At 69.0% G+C, this 20387-nt stretch carries 19 protein-coding genes; 14 read left to right on the forward strand and 5 right to left on the reverse strand.

Going from position 1 to position 20387, the window contains the following annotated elements; all coding sequences use genetic code 11:
• Positions 1-324 precede the first annotated feature (324 nt).
• From ACSHSS_RS26595 to ACSHSS_RS26620, 6 genes are all read left to right on the forward strand, one after another.
• A complete protein-coding gene (locus tag ACSHSS_RS26595; protein ID WP_006401311.1) occupies positions 325-1011 on the forward strand; it encodes an orotate phosphoribosyltransferase in 687 nt (228 codons plus the stop codon).
• Between the two features lie 225 nt (positions 1012-1236).
• On the forward strand, positions 1237-1827 hold the full coding sequence (locus ACSHSS_RS26600) for a YbhB/YbcL family Raf kinase inhibitor-like protein (RefSeq protein ID WP_006412600.1): 591 nt from the start codon (positions 1237-1239) through the stop codon (positions 1825-1827).
• A 194-nt stretch (positions 1828-2021) separates the two neighbouring features.
• Entirely contained in the window at positions 2022-2972 is a 951-nt protein-coding gene (argC, locus tag ACSHSS_RS26605; RefSeq protein WP_006401315.1) for an N-acetyl-gamma-glutamyl-phosphate reductase, read from the forward strand.
• Positions 2973-3405: 433 nt separating this feature from the next.
• On the forward strand, positions 3406-4839 hold the full coding sequence (locus tag ACSHSS_RS26610; protein WP_060039059.1) for a DUF2957 domain-containing protein: 1434 nt from the start codon (positions 3406-3408) through the stop codon (positions 4837-4839).
• 140 nt (positions 4840-4979) lie between these two features.
• Positions 4980-6227 carry a DUF2957 domain-containing protein gene (locus ACSHSS_RS26615; RefSeq protein ID WP_059784754.1) on the forward strand — a complete coding sequence of 416 codons (1248 nt, stop codon included), beginning with the start codon at positions 4980-4982 and terminating at the stop codon, positions 6225-6227.
• Between the two features lie 15 nt (positions 6228-6242).
• Positions 6243-7076, forward strand: coding sequence for an OmpW/AlkL family protein (locus ACSHSS_RS26620; protein WP_039226173.1), 834 nt, complete (start codon positions 6243-6245; stop codon positions 7074-7076).
• A 213-nt stretch (positions 7077-7289) separates the two neighbouring features.
• Here ACSHSS_RS26620 and ACSHSS_RS26625 read toward each other — a convergent pair whose 3' ends face one another.
• On the reverse strand, positions 7290-8219 hold the full coding sequence (locus ACSHSS_RS26625; protein WP_105840865.1) for a LysR family transcriptional regulator: 930 nt from the start codon (positions 8217-8219) through the stop codon (positions 7290-7292).
• A gap of 97 nt (positions 8220-8316) precedes the next feature.
• Between ACSHSS_RS26625 and ACSHSS_RS26630 the strand changes: the two genes are divergently transcribed.
• Positions 8317-9600, forward strand: a complete 1284-nt coding sequence (locus ACSHSS_RS26630) for an MFS transporter (RefSeq protein WP_261513485.1) — start codon at positions 8317-8319, stop codon at positions 9598-9600.
• 75 nt (positions 9601-9675) lie between these two features.
• On the opposite strand, the gene ACSHSS_RS26635 is transcribed toward ACSHSS_RS26630, so the two are convergent.
• Positions 9676-10314, reverse strand: coding sequence for a LysE family translocator (locus ACSHSS_RS26635; protein ID WP_054316800.1), 639 nt, complete (start codon positions 10312-10314; stop codon positions 9676-9678).
• A gap of 76 nt (positions 10315-10390) precedes the next feature.
• On the reverse strand, positions 10391-11260 hold the full coding sequence (locus ACSHSS_RS26640) for an NAD(P)-dependent oxidoreductase (protein WP_261513484.1): 870 nt from the start codon (positions 11258-11260) through the stop codon (positions 10391-10393).
• A gap of 114 nt (positions 11261-11374) precedes the next feature.
• On the opposite strand from ACSHSS_RS26640, the gene ACSHSS_RS26645 reads away from it, so the two are divergent.
• Positions 11375-12115, forward strand: a complete 741-nt coding sequence (locus ACSHSS_RS26645) for a Mut7-C ubiquitin/RNAse domain-containing protein (RefSeq protein ID WP_261513482.1) — start codon at positions 11375-11377, stop codon at positions 12113-12115.
• Between the two features lie 74 nt (positions 12116-12189).
• Here ACSHSS_RS26645 and ACSHSS_RS26650 read toward each other — a convergent pair whose 3' ends face one another.
• A complete protein-coding gene (locus ACSHSS_RS26650) occupies positions 12190-12426 on the reverse strand; it encodes a hypothetical protein (protein WP_006413521.1) in 237 nt (78 codons plus the stop codon).
• Between the two features lie 340 nt (positions 12427-12766).
• On the opposite strand from ACSHSS_RS26650, the gene ACSHSS_RS26655 reads away from it, so the two are divergent.
• The 4 genes from ACSHSS_RS26655 to ACSHSS_RS26670 are packed head-to-tail and all read left to right on the forward strand — an operon-like array spanning position 12767 to position 17022.
• Positions 12767-13969 (forward strand): efflux RND transporter periplasmic adaptor subunit, encoded by a 1203-nt coding sequence (locus ACSHSS_RS26655; RefSeq protein WP_261513480.1) that lies wholly within the window; start codon positions 12767-12769, stop codon positions 13967-13969.
• Position 13970: 1 nt separating this feature from the next.
• Positions 13971-14669: an ABC transporter ATP-binding protein gene (locus ACSHSS_RS26660; RefSeq protein ID WP_039226186.1), complete on the forward strand. Its 699-nt coding sequence runs from the start codon at positions 13971-13973 to the stop codon at positions 14667-14669.
• Positions 14670-14690: 21 nt separating this feature from the next.
• Complete coding sequence (locus tag ACSHSS_RS26665) at positions 14691-15845, forward strand: ABC transporter permease (protein WP_006413518.1); 1155 nt, start codon at positions 14691-14693, stop codon at positions 15843-15845.
• A gap of 10 nt (positions 15846-15855) precedes the next feature.
• Complete coding sequence (locus ACSHSS_RS26670; protein WP_105800201.1) at positions 15856-17022, forward strand: ABC transporter permease; 1167 nt, start codon at positions 15856-15858, stop codon at positions 17020-17022.
• Positions 17023-17044: 22 nt separating this feature from the next.
• Here ACSHSS_RS26670 and ACSHSS_RS26675 read toward each other — a convergent pair whose 3' ends face one another.
• Entirely contained in the window at positions 17045-17680 is a 636-nt protein-coding gene (locus ACSHSS_RS26675) for a DUF2239 family protein (RefSeq protein WP_105800205.1), read from the reverse strand.
• A 288-nt stretch (positions 17681-17968) separates the two neighbouring features.
• Between ACSHSS_RS26675 and ACSHSS_RS26680 the strand changes: the two genes are divergently transcribed.
• Together ACSHSS_RS26680 and ACSHSS_RS26685 are read left to right on the forward strand one after the other, a co-directional pair.
• Entirely contained in the window at positions 17969-19309 is a 1341-nt protein-coding gene (locus ACSHSS_RS26680; RefSeq protein WP_261513476.1) for an MFS transporter, read from the forward strand.
• A 58-nt stretch (positions 19310-19367) separates the two neighbouring features.
• Positions 19368-20387 (forward strand): enolase C-terminal domain-like protein (locus ACSHSS_RS26685; protein WP_445545738.1); only part of this gene is annotated, 1020 nt, incomplete at its 3' end.

Below are 20387 nucleotides of genomic sequence, written 5' to 3' on the forward strand. Positions count from 1 at the left end.
GCATCACGCCACTGGGGCGTGGACTTGGCTGTTGGGTATTTCCGCAGCCTGCTAGTGTACACCCCCGAGAATGACGCGCGTTGCTGCGGCACGGCATGCCCGCCATCAGCCGCCGGCGCGGGCGGGCCGCTTGTTTCACCGGTGGCGAGCAGCCGGGCGAACCTGCGCGAATTCCGCCGAAAACCGCCCTGAATCGGGTAAAATTGCGGGCTACGCGCGCAGCGGTGCGATCGGCCTCCCGGTCGCACCCGGCTCCCGGCCGGGTTCCCCTTGCTGCGCCACCGGGCCCGCGCCCGCTCCTCGCTCATCACCCAAGGAATGCCCATGACAGGCTACGATCGTCAGTCGATCTCGGATACGACCGCCAAAATCCTGCTCGAAGTGCAGGCGGTGCACTTCAATGCCGAAAAACCGTTCATCTTCACGTCGGGCTGGGCGAGCCCCGTCTATATCGACTGCCGCAAGCTGATCTCGTATCCGCGCGTGCGCCGTGCGCTGATGGAAATGGCGGAAACGACGATCATGCGCGACGTCGGCTTCGAGCAGATCGATGCGGTGGCGGGCGGCGAGACGGCCGGCATCCCGTTCGCGGCGTGGATCGCCGACCGGATGATGCTGCCGATGCAGTACGTGCGCAAAAAGCCGAAGGGTTTCGGCCGCAACGCGCAGATCGAGGGTCATCTGGAAGAAGGCTCGCGCGTGCTGCTCGTCGAGGATCTGACGACCGACAGCCGCAGCAAGATCAACTTCGTGAACGCGCTGCGCACGGCCGGTGCAAAGGTCAATCACTGCTTCGTGCTGTTCCACTACAACATCTTCAAGGAAAGCGTGTCGGTCCTGAAGGACATCGACGTCGACCTGCACGCGCTCGCGACCTGGTGGGACGTGCTGCGCGTCGCGAAGGCATCGGGCTACTTCGAGACGAAGACGCTCGACGAAGTCGAGAAATTCCTGCACGCGCCGGCCGAGTGGTCGGCCGCGCACGGCGGCGCGACGGGCGCCCAGGAGTAATGCCGCGCCGGCGCCGATGCCGGTACGCCGCACGCACGAACCGCTCGCGATCGCGAGCGGTTTTTTTTCGTCCGTGCATGCCGTGCGTCACGGCGCGGCATCCGCTTCGTGCATCCAACCCCGAATGCTAGACTTCATGCGTCGCCGCCTGCCCTTGCGCCGGCCACGCACACACCAACAATGCCGGGCCGCTCGGCCCGCGCCACGTGACGGGAGAAGCGCCATATGCGTGTCGATCGCCGGATCGCTCCGCCTGCGCCATCGGGTCGTCCGCGTGCGTTCGTCGTCACCGCCGCCTGCGCGATGCTCGCCTGTGCGTTCGCGCATGCGCAAGCGCCGTTCACCGTATCGAGCGACGATCTGACGCCGGGCGGCCGCGTCGGCACCGCGAACCTGTTCGACCGCGGCGACTGCAAGGGCGAGAACCGTTCGCCGCAGCTGAGCTGGCGCAATCCGCCGCCCGGCACGCAAGGCTACGCCGTCACGATGTTCGACCCCGACGCACCGGGCCGCGGCTGGTGGCACTGGGCCGTGACCGGCATTCCGCGTACCGTCACGAGCCTGCCGGCCGATGCGAGCGCGTCCGGCTTCCTGCGGCGCATCGGCGCGAGCGAGGCGCGCAACGACTTCGGCACCGACGGCTACGGCGGCCCGTGCCCGCCGCCCGGCAGGCCGCATCGCTACGTGATCACCGTCTATGCGCTGAAGGCGACCGACCTGCGCGTCGCGCAAGGCCGGCCCGCGCCGATGTTCGAGCACGAAATCGGCACGGAGACGATCGGCACCGCGCGGCTCGTCGTCCGCTACGGACAGTGACGCACCCGACGCCGTTCCGTCATGTCGGCTCGCTAGACTGCGTCTTGCCGCTCACGGCACGCCGCCGCGCGGCGGTGACGGCGCCGGCGCGTCGCGCCGGCCGCTTTTTTTCCCCGCTGCGCTGCAGGTGCAGCGGCTGACGTCTTAAAATGTCGGTTTTCGGGCCGCGGCGCCCCCGTTTCAGTGAGAGCGAAATGAGCACCAAAGTTTTTGTCGACGGTCAGGAAGGCACGACCGGCCTGAAGATCTTTGAATACCTGTCGGCACGCAACGACATCGAAATCCTGCGGATCGACGAAGCGAAGCGCAAGGACGTCGACGAACGCCGCCGCCTGATCAATGCGTCCGACGTCACGTTCCTGTGCCTGCCCGACGTCGCGTCGCGCGAATCGGCGTCGCTCGTCGAGAATCCGGCCACGACGCTGATCGACGCGAGCACCGCATTCCGCACGCATGCCGACTGGGCGTACGGGCTGCCGGAACTCGCGCGCGGCCAGCGCGAGAAGATCCGCACGTCGAAGCGCATCGCGGTGCCGGGCTGCCACGCATCCGCGTTCGTGCTCGCGATGCGCCCGCTCGTCGAGGCCGGCATCGTCGCGCCGACGTTCGCCGCGCACAGCTATTCGATCACGGGCTACAGCGGCGGCGGCAAGTCGATGATCGCCGACTACGAGAACGCGGCGCCGGGCGGCAAGCTCGCGAGCCCGCGCGCGTATGCACTGGGCCTGACGCACAAGCACCTGCCCGAGATGGCCGCCCATACGGGCCTCGCGAACCCGCCGATCTTCACGCCGATCGTCGGCCCGTTCCTGAAGGGCCTTGCGGTGACGACGTACTTCACGCCCGAGCAGCTCGCGAAGCGCGCGACGCCGCAGGACGTGCAGCGCGTGTTCGCCGAGTACTACGCGGACGAACCGTTCGTGCGCGTCGCGCCGTTCAACGCGGATGCAAACCTCGACGGCGGCTTCTTCGACGTGCAGGCGAACAACGACACGAACCGCGTCGACCTGTTCGTATTCGGCAACGAAGAGCGCTTCGTGACCGTCGCGCGACTCGACAACCTGGGCAAGGGCGCGTCGGGCGCCGCGATCCAGTGCATGAACATCAACATCGGCGCAGCCGAGGACACGGGCCTCAAGCGCTGATCGCCATCGCACGCGATGCAAAGCCGGCCGCTGGCCGGCTTTTTTCATTCACGGCCGGCAATCAATAAAACGCGCGCGCCGGCATTTACAAATATTTACAAGCTTTCGATTAGCTCATTTCCGGTTAATTAATTTCGCGCGCCGCCGCTCCCCCTTTCATCCCGGATAGGGATAAACCGGATACCGTTCGCTTTAAACGCTTCGCCACGACGTGCACAGCGGCGCAGGCGGCCGCCCGGCGTGGCGCCGAGCCGACTTCCGCACCCTATTCCGCCCTCCCGCGCGTTTAAATTTCTTACCGCAGGCCTTATCCGTAAAGGGCTTTAAAAGCGCCTTTCGTTTCAATCGTCTTTTTTAGACGAGTTCGTCAATTGACAGCAAAAATCCACGCGGCGACATTAGCTCGCACAATTAAACGACTGGAGACAGCGGCATGTCGCACACCTTATCGAAGGGGGTGGCAACGGCCTTTGCCATTGCCCCTTTGCTGGTTGCCTGTGGCGGCGGAGATTCCGGCGGTTCGCTCGCGCCGATCGACGCGCCTCAATGCTCGGGCTCGAGCTGCGGCACGCAAGGGCCGCCACCGTCGCAGCCGGTGAACGGCGCGCTGTGCCCGGCGAACGCCGATATCGTGAAGAGCACGTATCTCGGCGGCGCGGGCAGCGGCGAGATCGTCAGCGTGAACATCGATGCGGTCGCAATGACCTACACGCTCAAGTGGCTCGAATCGCCGATCCCGCTGAAAACGGGCACCGTCACGCCGAGCCGCGCCGGCACGACGATCACCGGCAAGGTCGTACATCCGCCCGCGGGCACGCTGCCGACGGCCGAACAGACGCGCTGCGCCTTCGTGCTGACGCCGGGCACCGGGACCGCACCGGACGGCTCGACCTATTCGACCGCCGCGGACTTCAACCAGGCGAACCCGCCGATGCTGCTGGTCGGCATGGGCGTCGCGGGCGGCGGCATTCCGGGTGCGACGGTGCAGTACGACGGGCTGACGATCAGCGTGATCGGGTTTCCGGTGTTCAAGAACGTGGGCCAGGTGCCGAACCGCCACTTCGACTTCTATCCGTTCCTCGGCTTCGCGAACACGACGACCGACCTGACGAAGCTGCCGGGCACCTATAACGCGCTGATCTACCACCTCGTGCCGTCCGGCGACTACGCAACGAAGGGCACGAATTCGAGCGAGACCTTCGACGCGAACGGTGCGTGTACATCGACCGGCGGCACGTGCCAGACGACCGGCGATCCGTGGACCGTGAATGCCGCGAACGGCGGCTACCTCGATAGCAAGAATGCCCCGCAGATCCTGCCGCAGACGAAATTGCCGCTAATCGGCGCGACCGGCAAGTCGGCCAGCGCGCACATGGTGATCGGCCAGCTCAACGGCGCGACGGTGCCGGTGATCGTGCGGACGGGCAGCGTGTATCTCGGCACCGACGCTGCGGTCCATACCGACGCCAAGGTCGACGACGAATCGGGCATCGCGGTGCTCGGCGCGGCGAGCACGATCCAGTCGGGCGCGATCGACGGCGGCTACGCAGGCGCGGACTCGAACTTCAAGTACACGGCTGCGCTGATTCGCGGCAGCAACGCGTCGTTCATCAATCCGTCCACGCAGGCCGAGGAAGACGGCTTCACGCTCGACTACGGCCAGTCGACGCCGGGCCTGCTGGCCACGACGACGACGCCGGCGAGCGGCGCGAGCTATCCGTCCGCGTCGGGCGTCGTGATCGCGACGGGCGGGCTGTACGCGGCGCTCGTGCAGGGCACGGTGAACGGCGGCGTCACGTCGACGTCGGCGAACGCGACGACGTCGTCGACACCGTACTTCGGCGTGGGCGCGCAGATCAGCAAGTAGCGGTCGGGGACGCGGCGGCGCACGCACGCCGCCGCGCGACGCACGAAGGCGCCCGGCACGGCGCCGGCAGCACGAGCACAAGCAACAGAAGCGGTCGACAGGGAGCCGGCCGCCGTACAAGACAAATCCGGAGGAGCAACATGAAGCGCAACCTCGTTCTGGCGGCGGCCTTTGCCGCCCCCCTTCTTTCGGCCTGCGGCGGCGGCGGCGACGGCGACAATCCGCCGCCGCTCGTCGAGGAGCGGCTCTGCCCCGCGACGCTCGACTACAACACCGTCTACACGGGCGGCGCGGGCAGCGGCGAACTCGTGAAGCTTCAGCTCGACACGACGAAGATGACCTGGCAGGTCACGTACATCGAATCGCCGGTGCCGCGCACGACGGGCACGGTGACGCCGACGCGCGCGGGCACCGTCGACAGCGGCACGCTGACGCAGGAAACGCTGCTGCCGACCAACAAGCTGAACCAGTGCGCATTCCGGCTGAACGGCGCGAGCCTCGACGCGTCGCGCCCGGCGCGCATCTTCGTCGGCTACGGCGTCGCGGGCGGCACGATTCCCGGCAAGGAGATCCAGTTCGGCGGCGTGCTCGGCCAGGCCGCGGTGCCCGACACGAAATTCCCGTACTACCCGTTCATCGGCTTCTCGCAGATCGAGACGAATATCGCGAACGTGGCGGGCACATACAGCCATGTCGGCTTCGGCGAAGTGCCGTCGCAGAACTTCGCGCCGGTGTCGATCGACGCGAAGGTGACGATCAACGCCGACGGCACGTGGAGCAAGTGCGATTCGACCGGCCAGTTCGCCGGCGGCGCCTGCGTGCAGCGCGGCACGAACTTCGTACAGTCGGCCGACGGCAGCGGCGCGTTCGAGACCGATCACTATCAGAGCCAGATCAAGCCGACGCTGTCGGCGACGCCGCAGGGCAAGGGCTTCATGGTCGTCGGCAAGCTGCGCAACCAGCTCGTGCCGATCCTCGTGCGCACGGGTGTCGCGAACCCGAACCCGACGCCCGACAGCAACGGCGTGCCGGGCCTGACCGCCGACGACGAGTCGAGCATTTCGATCCTCGCCCCGCAGACGGCCGTGTCGGTCGGCTCGCAGAACGGCGAGTACATCGGCGTCGACAGCCAGTTCGACTATCGGACGACGGCGCTGATCAACGCGCAGGCGACGCTGCTCGATCCGTTCCAGCCGTCGCAGGCATCGCTCGCGACCGCGCTCGACCTCGACTACACGCAGAAGGTGCCGGGCACGGTCACGACGATCCATACGGGCTCGGGCAGCACGTCGCCGACCGGCAAGTTCATCTTCACGGGCGGCGTGTTCGGCTTCCTCGACAACGCGGGTTCGACGCCGTATTTCACGATCGGCGCGTTCGTCCAGTAAGCGGAGGCTGCCGTGATGAAGAAGACCTTCCTGTGCGCGGCGGCCGGCGCCGCCGCGCTGGCGCCGCTCGCGGCCCACGCACAGAGCGCCGGCAGCAACGTCGTCACGCTCGGCTGGTTCCACGTGATGCCGCAGCAGAGCAGCACGCCGATGACGACCAACGTCGCGCCGACGCCGATCAACACGCCGCTGCGGCTGCCGCCGTCGTTCACGTCGCCCGGCACCGGGCTGCACACGAGCGGCGCGGACACCGTCGGGCTGACGATCAGCCACTTTCTGACCGACCACATCGCGGTCACGTCGGTCGCCGGCGTGCCGCCGGTGTTCAAGGTGTCGGGCAAGGGCACGATCAATCCGCCGGGGCCGGCCGGCGCGCTCGGCACGCAGAACATCGGGATCGCGGCGGTCAATCCGATCGTGAAGAGCGTGCGGCAATGGAGCCCGGCGGTGCTGCTGCAGTACTACTTCGGGCAGGCCACCGCGCGCTTCCGGCCGTTCCTCGGGCTCGGCGTGTCGTACAACTGGTTCAGCGACCTGCAGCTCAACTCGAACTTCATCAAGCAGACGCAGGACAACCTCGGCGCGATCCTCGCGGCAGGCGCCGGCAAGCCGGGCACGACATCGGTGGAAGCGAAAGCGTCGTCGTCATGGCAGCCGGTGTTCAACGCGGGCGTGCAGTACAACATGACCGAGCATTTCGGTTTGATTGCGTCGGTGACCTACATCCCGCTGAAGACGACGTCGACGGTGACGATCAAGGCGGCCGACGGTACGGTGCTCGCGGAATCGAAGTCGGAGCTGAAGGCCGATCCGATCATCAGCTACGTCGGGCTGACCTACAAGTTCTGATGCCGGGCCGCACCGGCGGCGGCGCAGCGGCTCGCCCGCGGCCGGCGCGCAGGCAAAAAAAAGCCCGCCTTGAGAGGCGGGCTGAATCCATATCAGAGGAGACATGGAGGAGACAGGTGTAACTATAGCGAATCGATTTGCGCAGCGCAACATTTCCGTAGAGAAAATAAGGATTTTCCCTCGAATGGCGACTCTAACGCCGTCCGGCGGGCGCTAGGCCGCCGCGCTCACACCTGACCCCGTTTCAATCTCCCGCGCCAGCACGGCGCCGAGCGCCTCGCGCAGCAGCGCGGCGGGCCGCATCAGCCGGCCCGGCAGCGCGCCGTGCACCATCCAGACGCCGATCCGCGTATCGAGCCCGTCGGTCGGCACGATCTTCAGCGCGTCGCGATGCGCGCTGCGCGCGAGCGCGTTCGGCGGCGCGATGCCGATCCCCGCGCCGCGCGCCACCAGCGACAACTGCAGCTCGGAGCCGAACGCCTCGACCGCGACGTCGAACGGCAGCCCGGCCGCGCCGAGCGCACGGCTCAGCGCCGAACGCATCCCGCAGCCGTCCTGGCTCAGCACCCACGGATAACGCGACAGCGCGTCGAGCGTCAGCGGCCCGTCCGGCAGCGGAAAGTCGCGTGCGGCGACGAGCACGGTCGGCTGCGTGCCGAGCCGCGTCGCGCTCAGCGTGTCGGGCAGCGTCGTGCCGACCGGCACCATCACGGTCGCCATGTCGAGCGTGCCGCGCTCGACGCCCTGCAGCAGCGCCGGCGACCAGCCGGCCGTCACGCGCAGCGTGAGGCGCGGGAATGCTTCGCGCAGCCGGTCGATCGGCTGCTCGAGCGCCAGTTCGGACAGGAACGGCGGCACGCCGATCCGCAGTTCGCCGGTCGGCTCGCTATCCGGCGTGCCGGCCGCCAACAGCGCATCGACCGCACTCAGCACGTTGCGCGCGAGCGCGTACACGTCGCGCCCGGCCGCGGTCGGCTTCAGCGGCTTGCTCTGCCGGTCGAGCAGCGGCACGCCGAGCAATGTTTCAAGGTTCTGCACGCGCCGCGTCAGCCCCGGCTGCGTCAGATGAAGCCGCGTCGCCGCGGCGACCATCGAGCCGCTGTCCACCACCGCGACGAACGCCTGGAGATCGCGTGTATTCAAAGCAAACTCGCATAATGATGTTAGAGATATTTCAATTGTCGCATAACGTGACGCCGCCTAGGATGGGGTTTCCTTCGACTATTCCGGTGGCCCTGCCATGAACTGCCCTGCCCCTTCCTGTCCCGGCGCCGCGCGCGCGGCGCACGACGCCCGGCCGACGCTGAGCGCCGGCATGACGCTCTTCTTCGCGGCGACGGTCGGCGTGATCGTGATCGACCTGTTCGCCGCGCAACCGCTGACGGGCCCGATCAGCGCCGACCTGCAGCTGCCCGCGAGCCTCGCCGGGCTCGTCGCGATGCTGCCGCAGCTCGGCTACGCGGCCGGGCTCGCGCTGCTCGTGCCGCTCGTCGATCTGCTCGAGAACCGCCGCGTGATCGTGGCGACGCTCGCCGTATGCGCGGCGATGCTCGCGCTGCCGACCGTCACGCACTCGGGCACGGTGTTTCTGTGCGCGACGCTGATCGCGGGCGCCGCGTCGAGCGTGATCCAGATGCTCGTGCCGATGGCGGCGTCGATGGCGCCGGAAGCGCAGCGCGGGCGCGCCGTCGGCAACGTGATGAGCGGGCTGATGCTCGGCATTCTGCTGTCGCGGCCGCTCGCGAGCCTGATCGCGGGCTCGATCGGCTGGCGCGCGTTCTATGCGCTCGCGGCCGCGGCCGACGTCGCGATCGCAGCCGTGCTGGCGCTGCGACTGCCGACGCGCACGCCGCCCGTCACGGCGAGCTACCGCGCGCTGCTCGCATCGATGGGACGGCTGCTCGCCGACGAACCGGTGCTGCGGCGGCATGCGCTGTCGGCCGCGCTCGCGATGGCGGCGTTCAGCGCGTTCTGGACGGCGATCGGATTGCGGCTCGCGCAGCCGCCGTTCGGCCTCGACCTGCACGGAGTCGCGCTGTTCGCGTTCGCCGGCGCGAGCGGCGCGATCGTCACGCCGCTCGCCGGTCGCGCGGGCGACAGCGGGCGCGGGCCGCTCGCGCAGCGCGCCGCGTTCGGCGCCATGCTCGCGGCGCTCGTCGTGCTCGGCATCGCGGGCGCCGGCTGGCTCGGCTTCGACGCGCACGCGCACCGCGGCCTCGCGCTGGCGCTGCTGGCCGGCGGCGCGGCGCTGCTCGATGCGGGCGTGATCGTCGACCAGACGCTCGGCCGCCGCGCGATCAACCTGCTGAATCCGGCCGCGCGCGGGCGCCTGAACGGCCTGTTCGTCGGGCTGTTCTTCGTCGGCGGCGCGATCGGCGCGGCGCTCGCGGGCAGCGCATGGGCGTGGGGCGGCTGGAGCGCCGTGTGCACGGTCGCGCTCGTCTTCGCCGGCGCATCGGGCCTGGCCGGGCGGTCCGCCGTGCGCGCGACCGGCAGCGCGGCGCTGCCCGACACGCAGGCCTGAAAGACGAACGCCCCGCCCTCTGACGAGGCGCGGGGCGTTCGGTGTGGGTCGTTCAGCGCGCGGCGGCGGCGCGAATCAGTGGCGGACCAGCGCCATCATCGCGCCGAAACCGACGAACAGTCCGCCCGTCAGCCGGTTGAAGATCTTCGCGACGCTGCGGCTTTTCAGCGTCGCACCGATGCGCGTGCCGAACGACGCATAGACGAGATACCAGCTGACCTCGATCACGGCGAACGTGACGACGAGCATGCCGAACTGCGGCAGCGTCGGCTCGGCCGCGTTGATGAACTGCGGCAGCAGCGCGGCCGCGAACAGGATCGCCTTCGGGTTGCTGCCCGCCACCAGGAAGCCGTTGCGGAACAGCGCCCAGCGCGACGCATTGGCCGCATGGCGCGGCGCGGGCTCGGCATCGGCGGCCGGCACGTCGTCGGCGCTTGCGCGCCACGCCTTCACGCCGAGGTAAATCAGATAGGCGGCGCCCGCGAAACGCAGCGCGTTGAACATCGCGGGCCAGGCCTCGAGGAACACGCCGAGGCCCGCGGCCGACACCGACAGCATCAGCACGAGCGCGCTCAGACAGCCGGCCATCGTCGCCGCCGAGCGGCGCAGGCCGTGGCGCGCGCCGTGCGTCATCACCAGCAGCATGTTCGGTCCGGGAATCGCCGACACGACGAACACCGTCGCCACGAAAAGCCACCAGGTATGCAGGTTCATTGCGCGCCTCTGCGTGAAGTCGTCAAAACGAAACGTCGATTATGCCGTGCGCGCGACGCTGCTGTCGCGCGCGCCGTCAACGGGCCGCGCGGCGCAGTGCCGCGTCGCCGAGCGCCGCGAAGTCGAGATCGCCGCCGCCGTGCGCGAGCACGTCGAGCAGGCTGTCGCGCACGACGCTCGCGACCGGCAGCGGCACCGACGCCGCGTCGCCGGCTTCGAGCGCGAGCCGCACGTCCTTCAGTCCGAGCCGCGCCTTGAAGCGCGCGGGCTCGTAGCGGCGTTCGGCGATCATCGCGCCGTAGCCTTCGTAGACGGGCCCCGGAAACACGCTGTGCGTGATCACGTCGAGGAAGTCGCGCATCGCGACGCCGTGCGCGCCGAGCAGCGCCGACGCCTCGCCGAGCGTCTCGATCGCCGACGCGAGCGTGAAGTTCGCCGCAATCTTCGCGACGTTCGCGTGCTGCGGCAGCGACCCGAAGCGCCAGGTCTTCTGGCCGATCGCGTCGAACAGCGGCTGCACGCGGTCGATCGCCTCGGCCGGGCCGCCGGCCATGATCGTCAGGCGGCCGGCGGCCGCGACGTCGGGCCGGCCCATCACCGGCGCGGCGACGTACTGCAGGCCGCGCGATGCATGTGCGTGCGCGAGCGATTCCGCGAGCGCGACCGATATCGTCGCCATGTTCACGTGGATCAAGCCGCGCGGCGCCTGCGCGAGCAGCGCGTCGTCGAACACGGCGCGCGCGGCGGCGTCGTCGGCCAGCATCGAAAACACCGCGTCGCCGCGAAACGCCTCGGCCGGCGAATCGACGATCTGGGCGCCGAGCGCCGCCAGCGGCGCCGCGCGATCACGCGAGCGGTTCCACACGCGCACCGCATGTCCGGCCTTCAGCAGGTTCGTCGCGATTGCCTGCCCCATTTCGCCCAGCCCGATAAATCCGAGATCCATTGCCCGCTCCTTCGATCGTCAAGCCGCGAGTTAAACACAGATGCGTGCAACGCGCAGCGCACGCCTCAGGCCTGACGGCGCACGCCGCACGGCTCGCGATGCGATACTGCGCGGATGGCGACCGCGACCTTCCGCTTCCACGGCGAACTGAACGCGTTTCTCGCGCGCGAGCAGCGCGAGCGCGCGTTCGCGCATGCGTGCGCGCGCGACGCGACCGTCAAGCATGCGATCGAGGCGCTCGGCGTCCCGCATACGGAAATCGGCCGGCTATCGGTCAACGATGCGCCGGCCGCGCTCGAGCGGCGCGTCGACGACGGCGACCGCATCGACGTGTACCCGGAGCGCGCACGCGGCGCCGCGAGCGCGCCGCCGCCCGACGCCTGGCGCTTCGTCGCCGACGCCCATCTCGGCGGGCTCGCGCAGCTGCTGCGGCTCGCCGGTTTCGACACGCGCTACGACAACCACTTCCGCGACGACGAGATCGCGGCGCTCGCCGAGCGCGAGGGCCGCATCGTGCTGACGCGCGACCGCGAGCTGCTGAAGCGCCGCGCGATCGTGCGCGGCTGCTACGTCCATGCGCAGCAGCCGGCCGAGCAGTTGCGCGAGCTGTTCGCGCGGCTCGATCTCGCGCCGCGCATGCAGCCGTTCCGGCTCTGCCTGCGCTGCAATGCGCCGCTGCATGCGCTCGACGCGGCGGCCGCCGCGCCGCGCGTGCCGCCCGGCGTGCGGCAGCGGCACCGGCGCTTCGCCGCGTGCGACGTGTGCCGGCGCGTGTTCTGGGAAGGCTCGCACTGGCGGCGCATGCAGGCGCTCGTCGAGGCGATGCGCGCGCAATCCGGCGCGAGCGGCGGCTGAAAAAACAAAACCCCGTCTGCCGAAGCAAACGGGGTTTCGCGACGGGGCCGGCCGCGCCGGCCTGCACCGCGTGCTTAGTTCTGCGTGCCTGCGTCGTTCGTGCCGGCTGCCGAAGCCGCTGCGGCCTTCGCCTTGCCCTTTGCCGAACCGTGGTGCTTCAGCTGGTGCTTCGGCTTGCTGTGATCCTTCTTCTTGGCCGGTGCCGGGGCCGAAGCCGACGTGTCGGCGGCCGGCGCGGAAGCCTGTGCGAATGCCGAAACCGATGCGAGAGCGAATGCTGCGGTCATGATCGAAGCGAGCGTCTTCTTCATTGTTCTTCCTTTAGCGGAGAAAAAATTCAAACGTACCGGTACGAAAAGATGCGAGGCATCCGCATCGGAGCGTCAGTCGCGCCGGCCGGCTTGCACCGTTCCGCCGCACTGGAATCCTGACGCACTGGCTCGATAACGCACCGGCTTCGCGGCCAGTTGACACGTGCGCGGCGTTTACCGGGTTTTCCCGGGGGCGCACGCGCCACCGGCAGCCGCATGCCGGCGAACCGGTGCGCCGGCCGTGCGCGGCGACGCTATACTGAGCGACCTTCCGTCCCTTTCCCGGACACGCTCCCGGCACCGGACCGCGGCCCCGAGACCGCCGCCAAGAGGCACCCAATTGCCCGATCACAATCTGGACAAGCTGAAGATCGACCGAGGCCCGATCGCAGCGCCGCGCCGGCGACGCTGGGTTCGCTATGCGGCGGCCGCCGCGCTCGCGCTCGTCGCGCTCGGCATAGGCCTCGCCGTCACGCGCCGGCCGACCATCGACACGACGGCCGTCACGTCCGCCTATCCCTATCAGAACGACACGCAGCTGAACGCGACGGGCTACGTGGTCCCGCAGCGCAAGGCGGCCGTCGCATCGAAGGGCCAGGGACGCGTCGAATGGCTCGGCGTGCTCGAGGGCACGCGCGTGAAGAAGGACGAAATCATCGCGCGGCTCGAAAGCCGCGACGTCGAAGCATCGCTCGCGCAGGCGCTTGCCCAGGTGAAGGTGGCGCGCGCGAACCTCGGCGTGCAGCAGGCCGAGCTGAAGGATGCCGAGATCGCGCTGCGCCGCACCGCGGCGCTCGCGCCGCGCGGCGCCGTGCCGGCTGCGCAGCTCGACACCGACACCGCGCGCGTCAACAAGGCGCGCGCGTCGGTGAACAGCGGCGAGGCCGCCGTCGCGTCGGCCGAAGCGAATGCCCGCGCCGCGCAGGTCGCGGTCGACCAGACGGTGATCCGCGCGCCGTTCGACGGGATCGTGCTCGCGAAGCACGCGAACGTCGGCGACAACATCACGCCGTTCTCGTCCGCATCGGACAGCAAGGGCGCCGTCGTGACGATCGCCGACATGGACACGCTCGAAGTCGAGGCCGACGTCGCCGAATCGAACATCGCGAAGATCCGCGCCGGGCAGCCGTGCGAAATCCAGCTCGACGCGCTGCCCGACATGCGCTTCGCGGGCCGCGTGTCGCGGATCGTGCCGACCGTCGACCGCTCGAAGGCGACCGTGCTCGTGAAGGTGCGCTTCGTCGATCGCGACGACCGCGTACTGCCCGACATGAGTGCAAAGATCGCGTTCCTGTCGAAGCCCGTGTCGGCGCAGGACCGCCAGCCGGTGACGGCCGTGCAGGCGAGCGCCGTCGTCGAGCGCGACGGCCGGCCGGTCGTGTTCGCGCTGCAGGACGACACCGTGCACGCGGTGCCCGTCGCGCGCGGCGCGCGCATCGGCGAGCTGGTCGCGGTGCGCGGCGTGAAGCCCGGCGACACGGTCGTGCTCGCGCCCGGGGCGGCGCTGAAGGACGGCGCGAAAGTGACCGTCGCGAAGAAGTAGCGTGAGCGCCGCACCGCCGCCCCTCGTCGAGATCAGCCACGTCGCGAAGTCGTACCGGCGCGGCAGCCAGGTCGTGCCCGTGCTGACCGACATCACGCTCGACATCGGCGAAGGCGACTTCGTCGCGCTGATGGGGCCGTCCGGCTCCGGCAAGAGCACGCTGCTCAATCTGGTGGCCGGTATCGACCGGCCGGATGCCGGCGAACTGCGCGTCGGCGGGCTCGACATCACGCAGCTCGCGGAAGCGCAGCTCGCCGAATGGCGCGCGGCGAACGTCGGCTTCATCTTCCAGTTCTACAACCTGATGCCGGTGCTGACCGCGTTCGAGAATGTCGAGCTGCCGCTGATGCTCACGCCGCTGTCGCGCCGCGAACGGCGCGAGCGCGTCGAGCTCGTGCTCGACATGGTGAATCTCGGCGAGCGGACCGCGCACTATCCGTCCGAGCTGTCGGGCGGCCAGCAGCAGCGCGTCGCGATCGCGCGCGCGCTGATCACCGATCCCGCGCTGATCGTCGCCGACGAACCGACCGGCGATCTCGACCGCGCCTCGGCCACCGACGTGCTCGCGATGCTGCAGCGGCTGAACGCCGAACTCGGCAAGACGATCATCATGGTCACGCACGACGCGCATGCGGCCGCGGCCGCGAAATCGCTCGTGCATCTCGAAAAGGGGGAGCTGATCGATGGGCATGGCCGCTGACCGTTCGCCCCGGCGCGCACGATGTTCGTGCTGAAGCTGATCGCGCGCAACGCGCTGCGGCACCGGCTGCGCACGCTGCTGACCGTGCTCGGCCTGACCATCGCGGTGCTCGCTTTCGGACTGCTGCATACGGTCGTCGACGCGTGGTACGCCGGCGCGGCCGCCGCGTCGAGCGGCCGGCTCGTCACGCGCAACGCGATCTCGCTCGTGTTTCCGCTGCCGGTCAGCTACGAGAACCGGATCCGCGGCGTCGACGGCGTGACGGCGATCGTCCGCTCGAACTGGTTCGGCGGCATCTACCGCGATCCGAAGAACTTCTTCGCGAGCTTCGCGGTGTCGGACAACTATCTCGATCTGTATCCCGAATTCATCGTGCCGGCGCAGCAGCGCGCCGACTATGCGCGCGACCGCCGCGGCTGTCTCGTCGGGCGGCAGCTCGCGACGCAGTTCGGCTTCAAGGTCGGCGACGTGATTCCGCTGAAGGGCACGATCTATCCGGGCACCTGGGATTTCGTCGTGCGCGGCATCCTCGACGGGCGCGACGAATCGACGATCACGCGGCAATTGGTGTTCCACTGGGACTATCTCAATGAGACGGTCCGCCAGCGCACGCCGAAGCAGGCCGATCAGGTCGGCGTGTTCGTGCTCGGCGTCGCGAACCCGGACGACGGCGCGGCAATCGCGCGCAACGTCGACGCGACGTTCCGCAACTCGCTCGCCGAAACGCTGACGGAGACCGAGCAGGCGTTCCAGCTCGGCTTCGTTGCGATGTCGAACCAGATCATCGCGGCGATCCGGCTGGTGTCCTACGTCGTGATCCTGATCATCATGGCCGTGATGGCGAACGCGATGGCGATGAGCGCGCGCGAGCGCACGGCCGAATACGCGACGCTGAAGGCGCTCGGCTTCGGGCCCGGCTTCCTCGCGCTGCTCGTGTTCGGCGAATCGGTCGTGATCGCGGCGATCGGCGGCAGCCTCGGCATGCTCGCGACGCCGCCGGCCGCGAGCCTGTTCAAGCAGGCGGCCGGCGGAATCTTCCCGGTGTTCCACGTGTCCGCGCGGACGCTCGCGCTGCAGGCGGCGTGTTCGGTCGCGGTCGGCGTGGCGGCCGCGCTGGTGCCCGCGTGGCAGGCCGCGCGCGTGCGCGTCGTGGAAGGCCTGCGGGCGATCGGCTGACGGGCGCGGCATGGCGATTCCGCTCACCTACATCGCGCGCAATCTGTGGGCGCGCCGCCTCACCACCGCGCTGACCGCCGGCGGAATGGCGCTCGTGATCTTCGTGTTCGCGACCGTGCTGATGCTCGACGCCGGGCTCACGCAGACGCTCGTGTCGACCGGCGAGCCCGACAACGTCGTCGTGATCCGCAAGGGCGCCGAGACCGAAATCCAGAGCGCGATCGATCATCAGCAGGCGAACGCGCTCGAGATGCATCCGTCCGTCGCGCTCGGCGCCGACGGACGGCCGCTCGTGTCGAAGGAAGCGGTCGTGCTGATCTCGCTCGTGAAGACGTCGACCGGCAAACCGTCGAACGTCGTGATCCGCGGCGTGTCGCCGGCCGGGCTCGCGCTGCGCCCGCGCGTGCAACTCAAGGCGGGCCGCATGTTCGCGCCGGGGTCGTCGGAAATCATCGTCGGCAGCGCGGTCGCGAAAGGCTTCAGCGGCACGCAGCTCGGCGACCGTCTGCATTTCGCGCAGCGCGACTGGACCATCGTCGGCGTGTTCGACGCGGGCGGCAGCGGCTTCGATTCGGAAATCTGGGGCGACGTCGATCAGCTGATGCAGTCGTTCCGGCGCACGAGCTATTCGTCGATGGTGCTGCGCATTCCGGGCGCGGACGGCTTCGCGCGCTTCAAGGCCGACATCGACGTCGATCCGCGGCTGACCGACGAAGCCAAGCGCGAGCAGACGTTCTACGGCGATCAGTCGAAGGCGCTGTCGACCTTCATCAACATCCTCGGGATCACGCTGTCGACGATCTTCTCGATCGCCGCGATGATCGGCGCGACGATCACGATGTACGCGTCGGTCGCGAACCGCACCGCCGAGATCGGCACGCTGCGCGCGCTCGGCTTCAAGCGCGCGAACGTGCTCGCGGCGTTCCTGCTCGAAGCGCTGCTGCTCGGCTTCGTCGGCGGCGTCGCGGGGCTCGCCTGCGCGTCGCTGATGCAGTTCGCGTCGTTCTCGACGACCAACTTCCAGACCTTCTCGGACCTGTCGTTCCGCTTCGTGCTGACGCCGGCGATCGTCGTCAAGACGCTGCTGTTCTCGCTCGTGATGGGGCTCGTCGGCGGCTTCCTGCCGGCGCTGCGCGCCGCGCGGCTCAACATCGTCGACGCGTTGCGCGCGCGGTGATGCATGGCCGGAGCGCACGCGCTCAGCACGCTTCGGTCGACGGCGGCAGCTCGCCGCGCGCCAGCGCGAGCGCGTGGTCGCGCACGTCGTCCGGCCAGCCGGCGATCCGCTCGGCCATCCGCGCGAGATCGTTCGCATAGAGCATGCGCGTCGCTTCCTCGAAACCGGGCAGATCGCCGGCCAGCGCCGACATGAAGTGATAGGCGCGCGCCTGCGCGTCGCGCCGCCGGTCGGCGGCCGCATGCGTGCGGCGCGCGTCTTCGACGAGCTTGCGCAGCGCCACCGATGCACCGCCCGGTTGCGCGGCGAGCCAGTCCCAATGACGCGGCAGCAGCGTGACCTCGCGCGACACGACGCCGAGCTTCGGCCGGCCGCGGCCGCGCTGTTCGGCCGCGCCGGCAGGATCGCCGGCCGTGCCTGCGTCCTGCGCGACATCGCACGCCGGCGGCGCATAACGCGCGCGCACTTCGTCGGCCGTGCCGCGCAGGTCGAGGTCGATCGAGCGCCCCGTCGCATCGTCGAAGATCAGGACCGTGCCGGCCATGCCGTCGCCGGCGATGCGCTTGACCGCGAGCGCCACCGTGTCGAGCCGGCCCGACGCGATGCGGCGATGGCCGTCGAACGCGGTATAGGAAGGAAGAAACAGAGTTGCAGTCATCGCGGTCGCCTCGGATGCGAAATCGGATGGCGACATTTTTATCCGGGTATAAATCAGATGTCAATATCACCCGGATAAAAATCTGGCTGGTCGGTCGCCGTCGCCAAGATCGATTCAATTCCTGAATCGATCAAGTCAGCAATTGGCATGAATGCGCAAATGTCGCCGTGACAGAATGACCCGGACGCCCGCCCGCTCGCCCGGCCCGGGCGTCGCAACACGACAGATCGCGCGCACATCGACGCGCCGGCCGCACGACGGCCCGCCTTCCGCCTCGGAGGAGACAGCATGAATCCGCTTCACGCGCTGCCGGCGTCCGCGTCGGCAACGGCCCGGCGCACACGCGTGCGCTGGCTCGTGCTGACCGTGCTGTTCGCGGTCACGACGATCAACTACGCGGATCGCGCGGCGATCTCGATCGCCGGCCCGAGCCTCGCGCGTGCCCTGCATCTGAACCACGTGCAGATCGGCTTCATCTTCTCCGCGTTCGGCTGGTCGTACGTGGTCGCGCAGCTGCCCGGCGGCTGGCTGCTCGACCGCTACGGCTCGCGCATCGTCTACGCGTTCAGCATCTTCTTCTGGTCGCTGTTCACGCTGCTGCAAGGCGCCATCGGCTTCTTCGGCGGCGCGGCCGCGTTCGCGCTGCTGTTCGGGCTGCGCTTTCTCGTCGGCGCAGCGGAGGCACCGTCGTTTCCCGCCAACAGCCGGATCGTGTCCGCGTGGTTTCCGGCCGCCGAGCGCGGCACCGCGTCGGCGATCTTCAATGCCGCGCAGTATGCCGCGACCGTCGTGTTCGCGCCGCTGATGGGCTGGCTCGTGCATGCGTTCGGCTGGCAGTCGGTATTCGCGGTGATGGGCGTGCTCGGCTTCGCGTTCGTCGCGGTCTGGCGGCGCACCGTCTACGATCCGAAGGACCATCCGCAGATCAACCGTGCCGAACTCGACTATCTCGCGGACGGCGGCGCGCTCGTCAACATCGATCAGGCGAGCGGCGCGCGCGACGGCGGGCCGTCGCTGCGGCACGTGAAGGCGCTGCTGAAGAGCCGGATGCTGATCGGCGTCTACGTCGCGCAGTACTGCATCAACGCGCTCACCTACTTCTTCATCACGTGGTTTCCGGTCTATCTCGTGCAGGCGCGCGGGATGTCGATTCTCAACGCGGGCCTCGTCGCGTCGATCCCGGCCGTGTGCGGATTCCTCGGCGGCATTCTCGGCGGCGTCGTCTCCGACGCGCTGCTGCGGCACGGCCGTTCGCTGTCGGTCGCGCGCAAGGTGCCGATCGTGGTCGGGATGCTGCTGTCGATGTCGATGATCGTCTGCAACTACACGGATTCGCACGTGCTCGTCGTGCTGTTCATGGCGCTGTCGTTCTTCGGCAAGGGGCTCGGCGCGCTCGGCTGGGCCGTCAACGCCGATACCGCGCCGCGCCAGATCGCCGGGCTCAGCGGCGCGCTGCTGAACACCTGCGGCAACCTGTCGAGCATCACGACGCCGATCGCGATCGGCTATATCGTCGACCGCAGCGGGTCGTTCAACGGCGCGCTCGTCTATGTCGGCGCGCACGCGCTCATCGCGGTGATCTGTTATCTGTTCGTCGTCGGCGAGATCCGCCGCGTCGAGCTTCGTTGAACCGACGCGGGCCGAGCCGGCGCAGCCGGCCGCCCGCCTTCGAGAGGAACCCCGAACGATGTCCGAAGCCCGTCATGCCGGCACGCCGCGCGTCACGCGGATGCAGGTGATTCCCGTCGCCGGCCGCGACAGCATGCTGCTCAATCTCTGCGGCGCGCATGCACCGTATTTCACGCGCAACCTCGTGATACTCGACGACAACAGCGGACGCACGGGCGTCGGCGAAGTGCCGGGCGGCGAAGGTATCCGGCACGCGCTCGAGCGCATGACCGATCTCGTCGTCGGCCAGCCGATCGGCCGCTACCAGGCGACGCTAAACGCGGTGCGCGCGGCGCTGTCCGGCGCGGCCGCGGGCGCCGGGCGCACGATCCGGCACGAGGTCACGTCGGCCGGCGAAGCCGCGGTGCTGCGCCAGCCGCACGAGATCAACCTGAGGCTCGACAACGTGATCACCGCGATCGAGGCCGCGCTGCTCGACCTGCTCGGCCAGTATCTCGACGTGCCGGTTGCCGCGCTGCTCGGCGAAGGTCAGCAGCGCGCCGCGGTGCCGATGCTCGCCTATCTGTTCTATATCGGCGACCGGCGCCGCACCGATCTGCCGTATCGCGACGAGGCGCACGCGAGCGATCCCTGGTTCCGGCTGCGCAACGACGAGGCGCTGACGCCGGCCGCGATCGCGCGGCAGGCCGAGGCCGCGGTCGACCGTTATGGGTTCGCCGATTTCAAGCTGAAGGGCGGCGTGATGGACGGCGCCGACGAGATGGAAGCGATCGCGGCGATCAAGGCGCGCTTTCCGGACGCGCGCGTGACGCTCGATCCGAACGGCGCCTGGTCGCTCGACGAAGCGATCGCGCTGTGCCGCGGGCAAGGCCACCTGCTCGCGTATGCGGAAGATCCGTGCGGGCCGGAAGCCGGCTATTCGGGGCGCGAGGTGATGGCCGAATTCCGCCGCGCGACCGGCATTCCGACCGCGACCAACATGATCGCGACCGACTGGCGGCAGATGGATCATGCGGTGCGGCTGCAAGTGCGGATTTCGGCGATGGTGATCAATCGTTTCGGCGAACGTGATCAGTCT

The sequence above is a fragment of the Burkholderia sp. BC1 genome, from assembly GCF_052683555.1.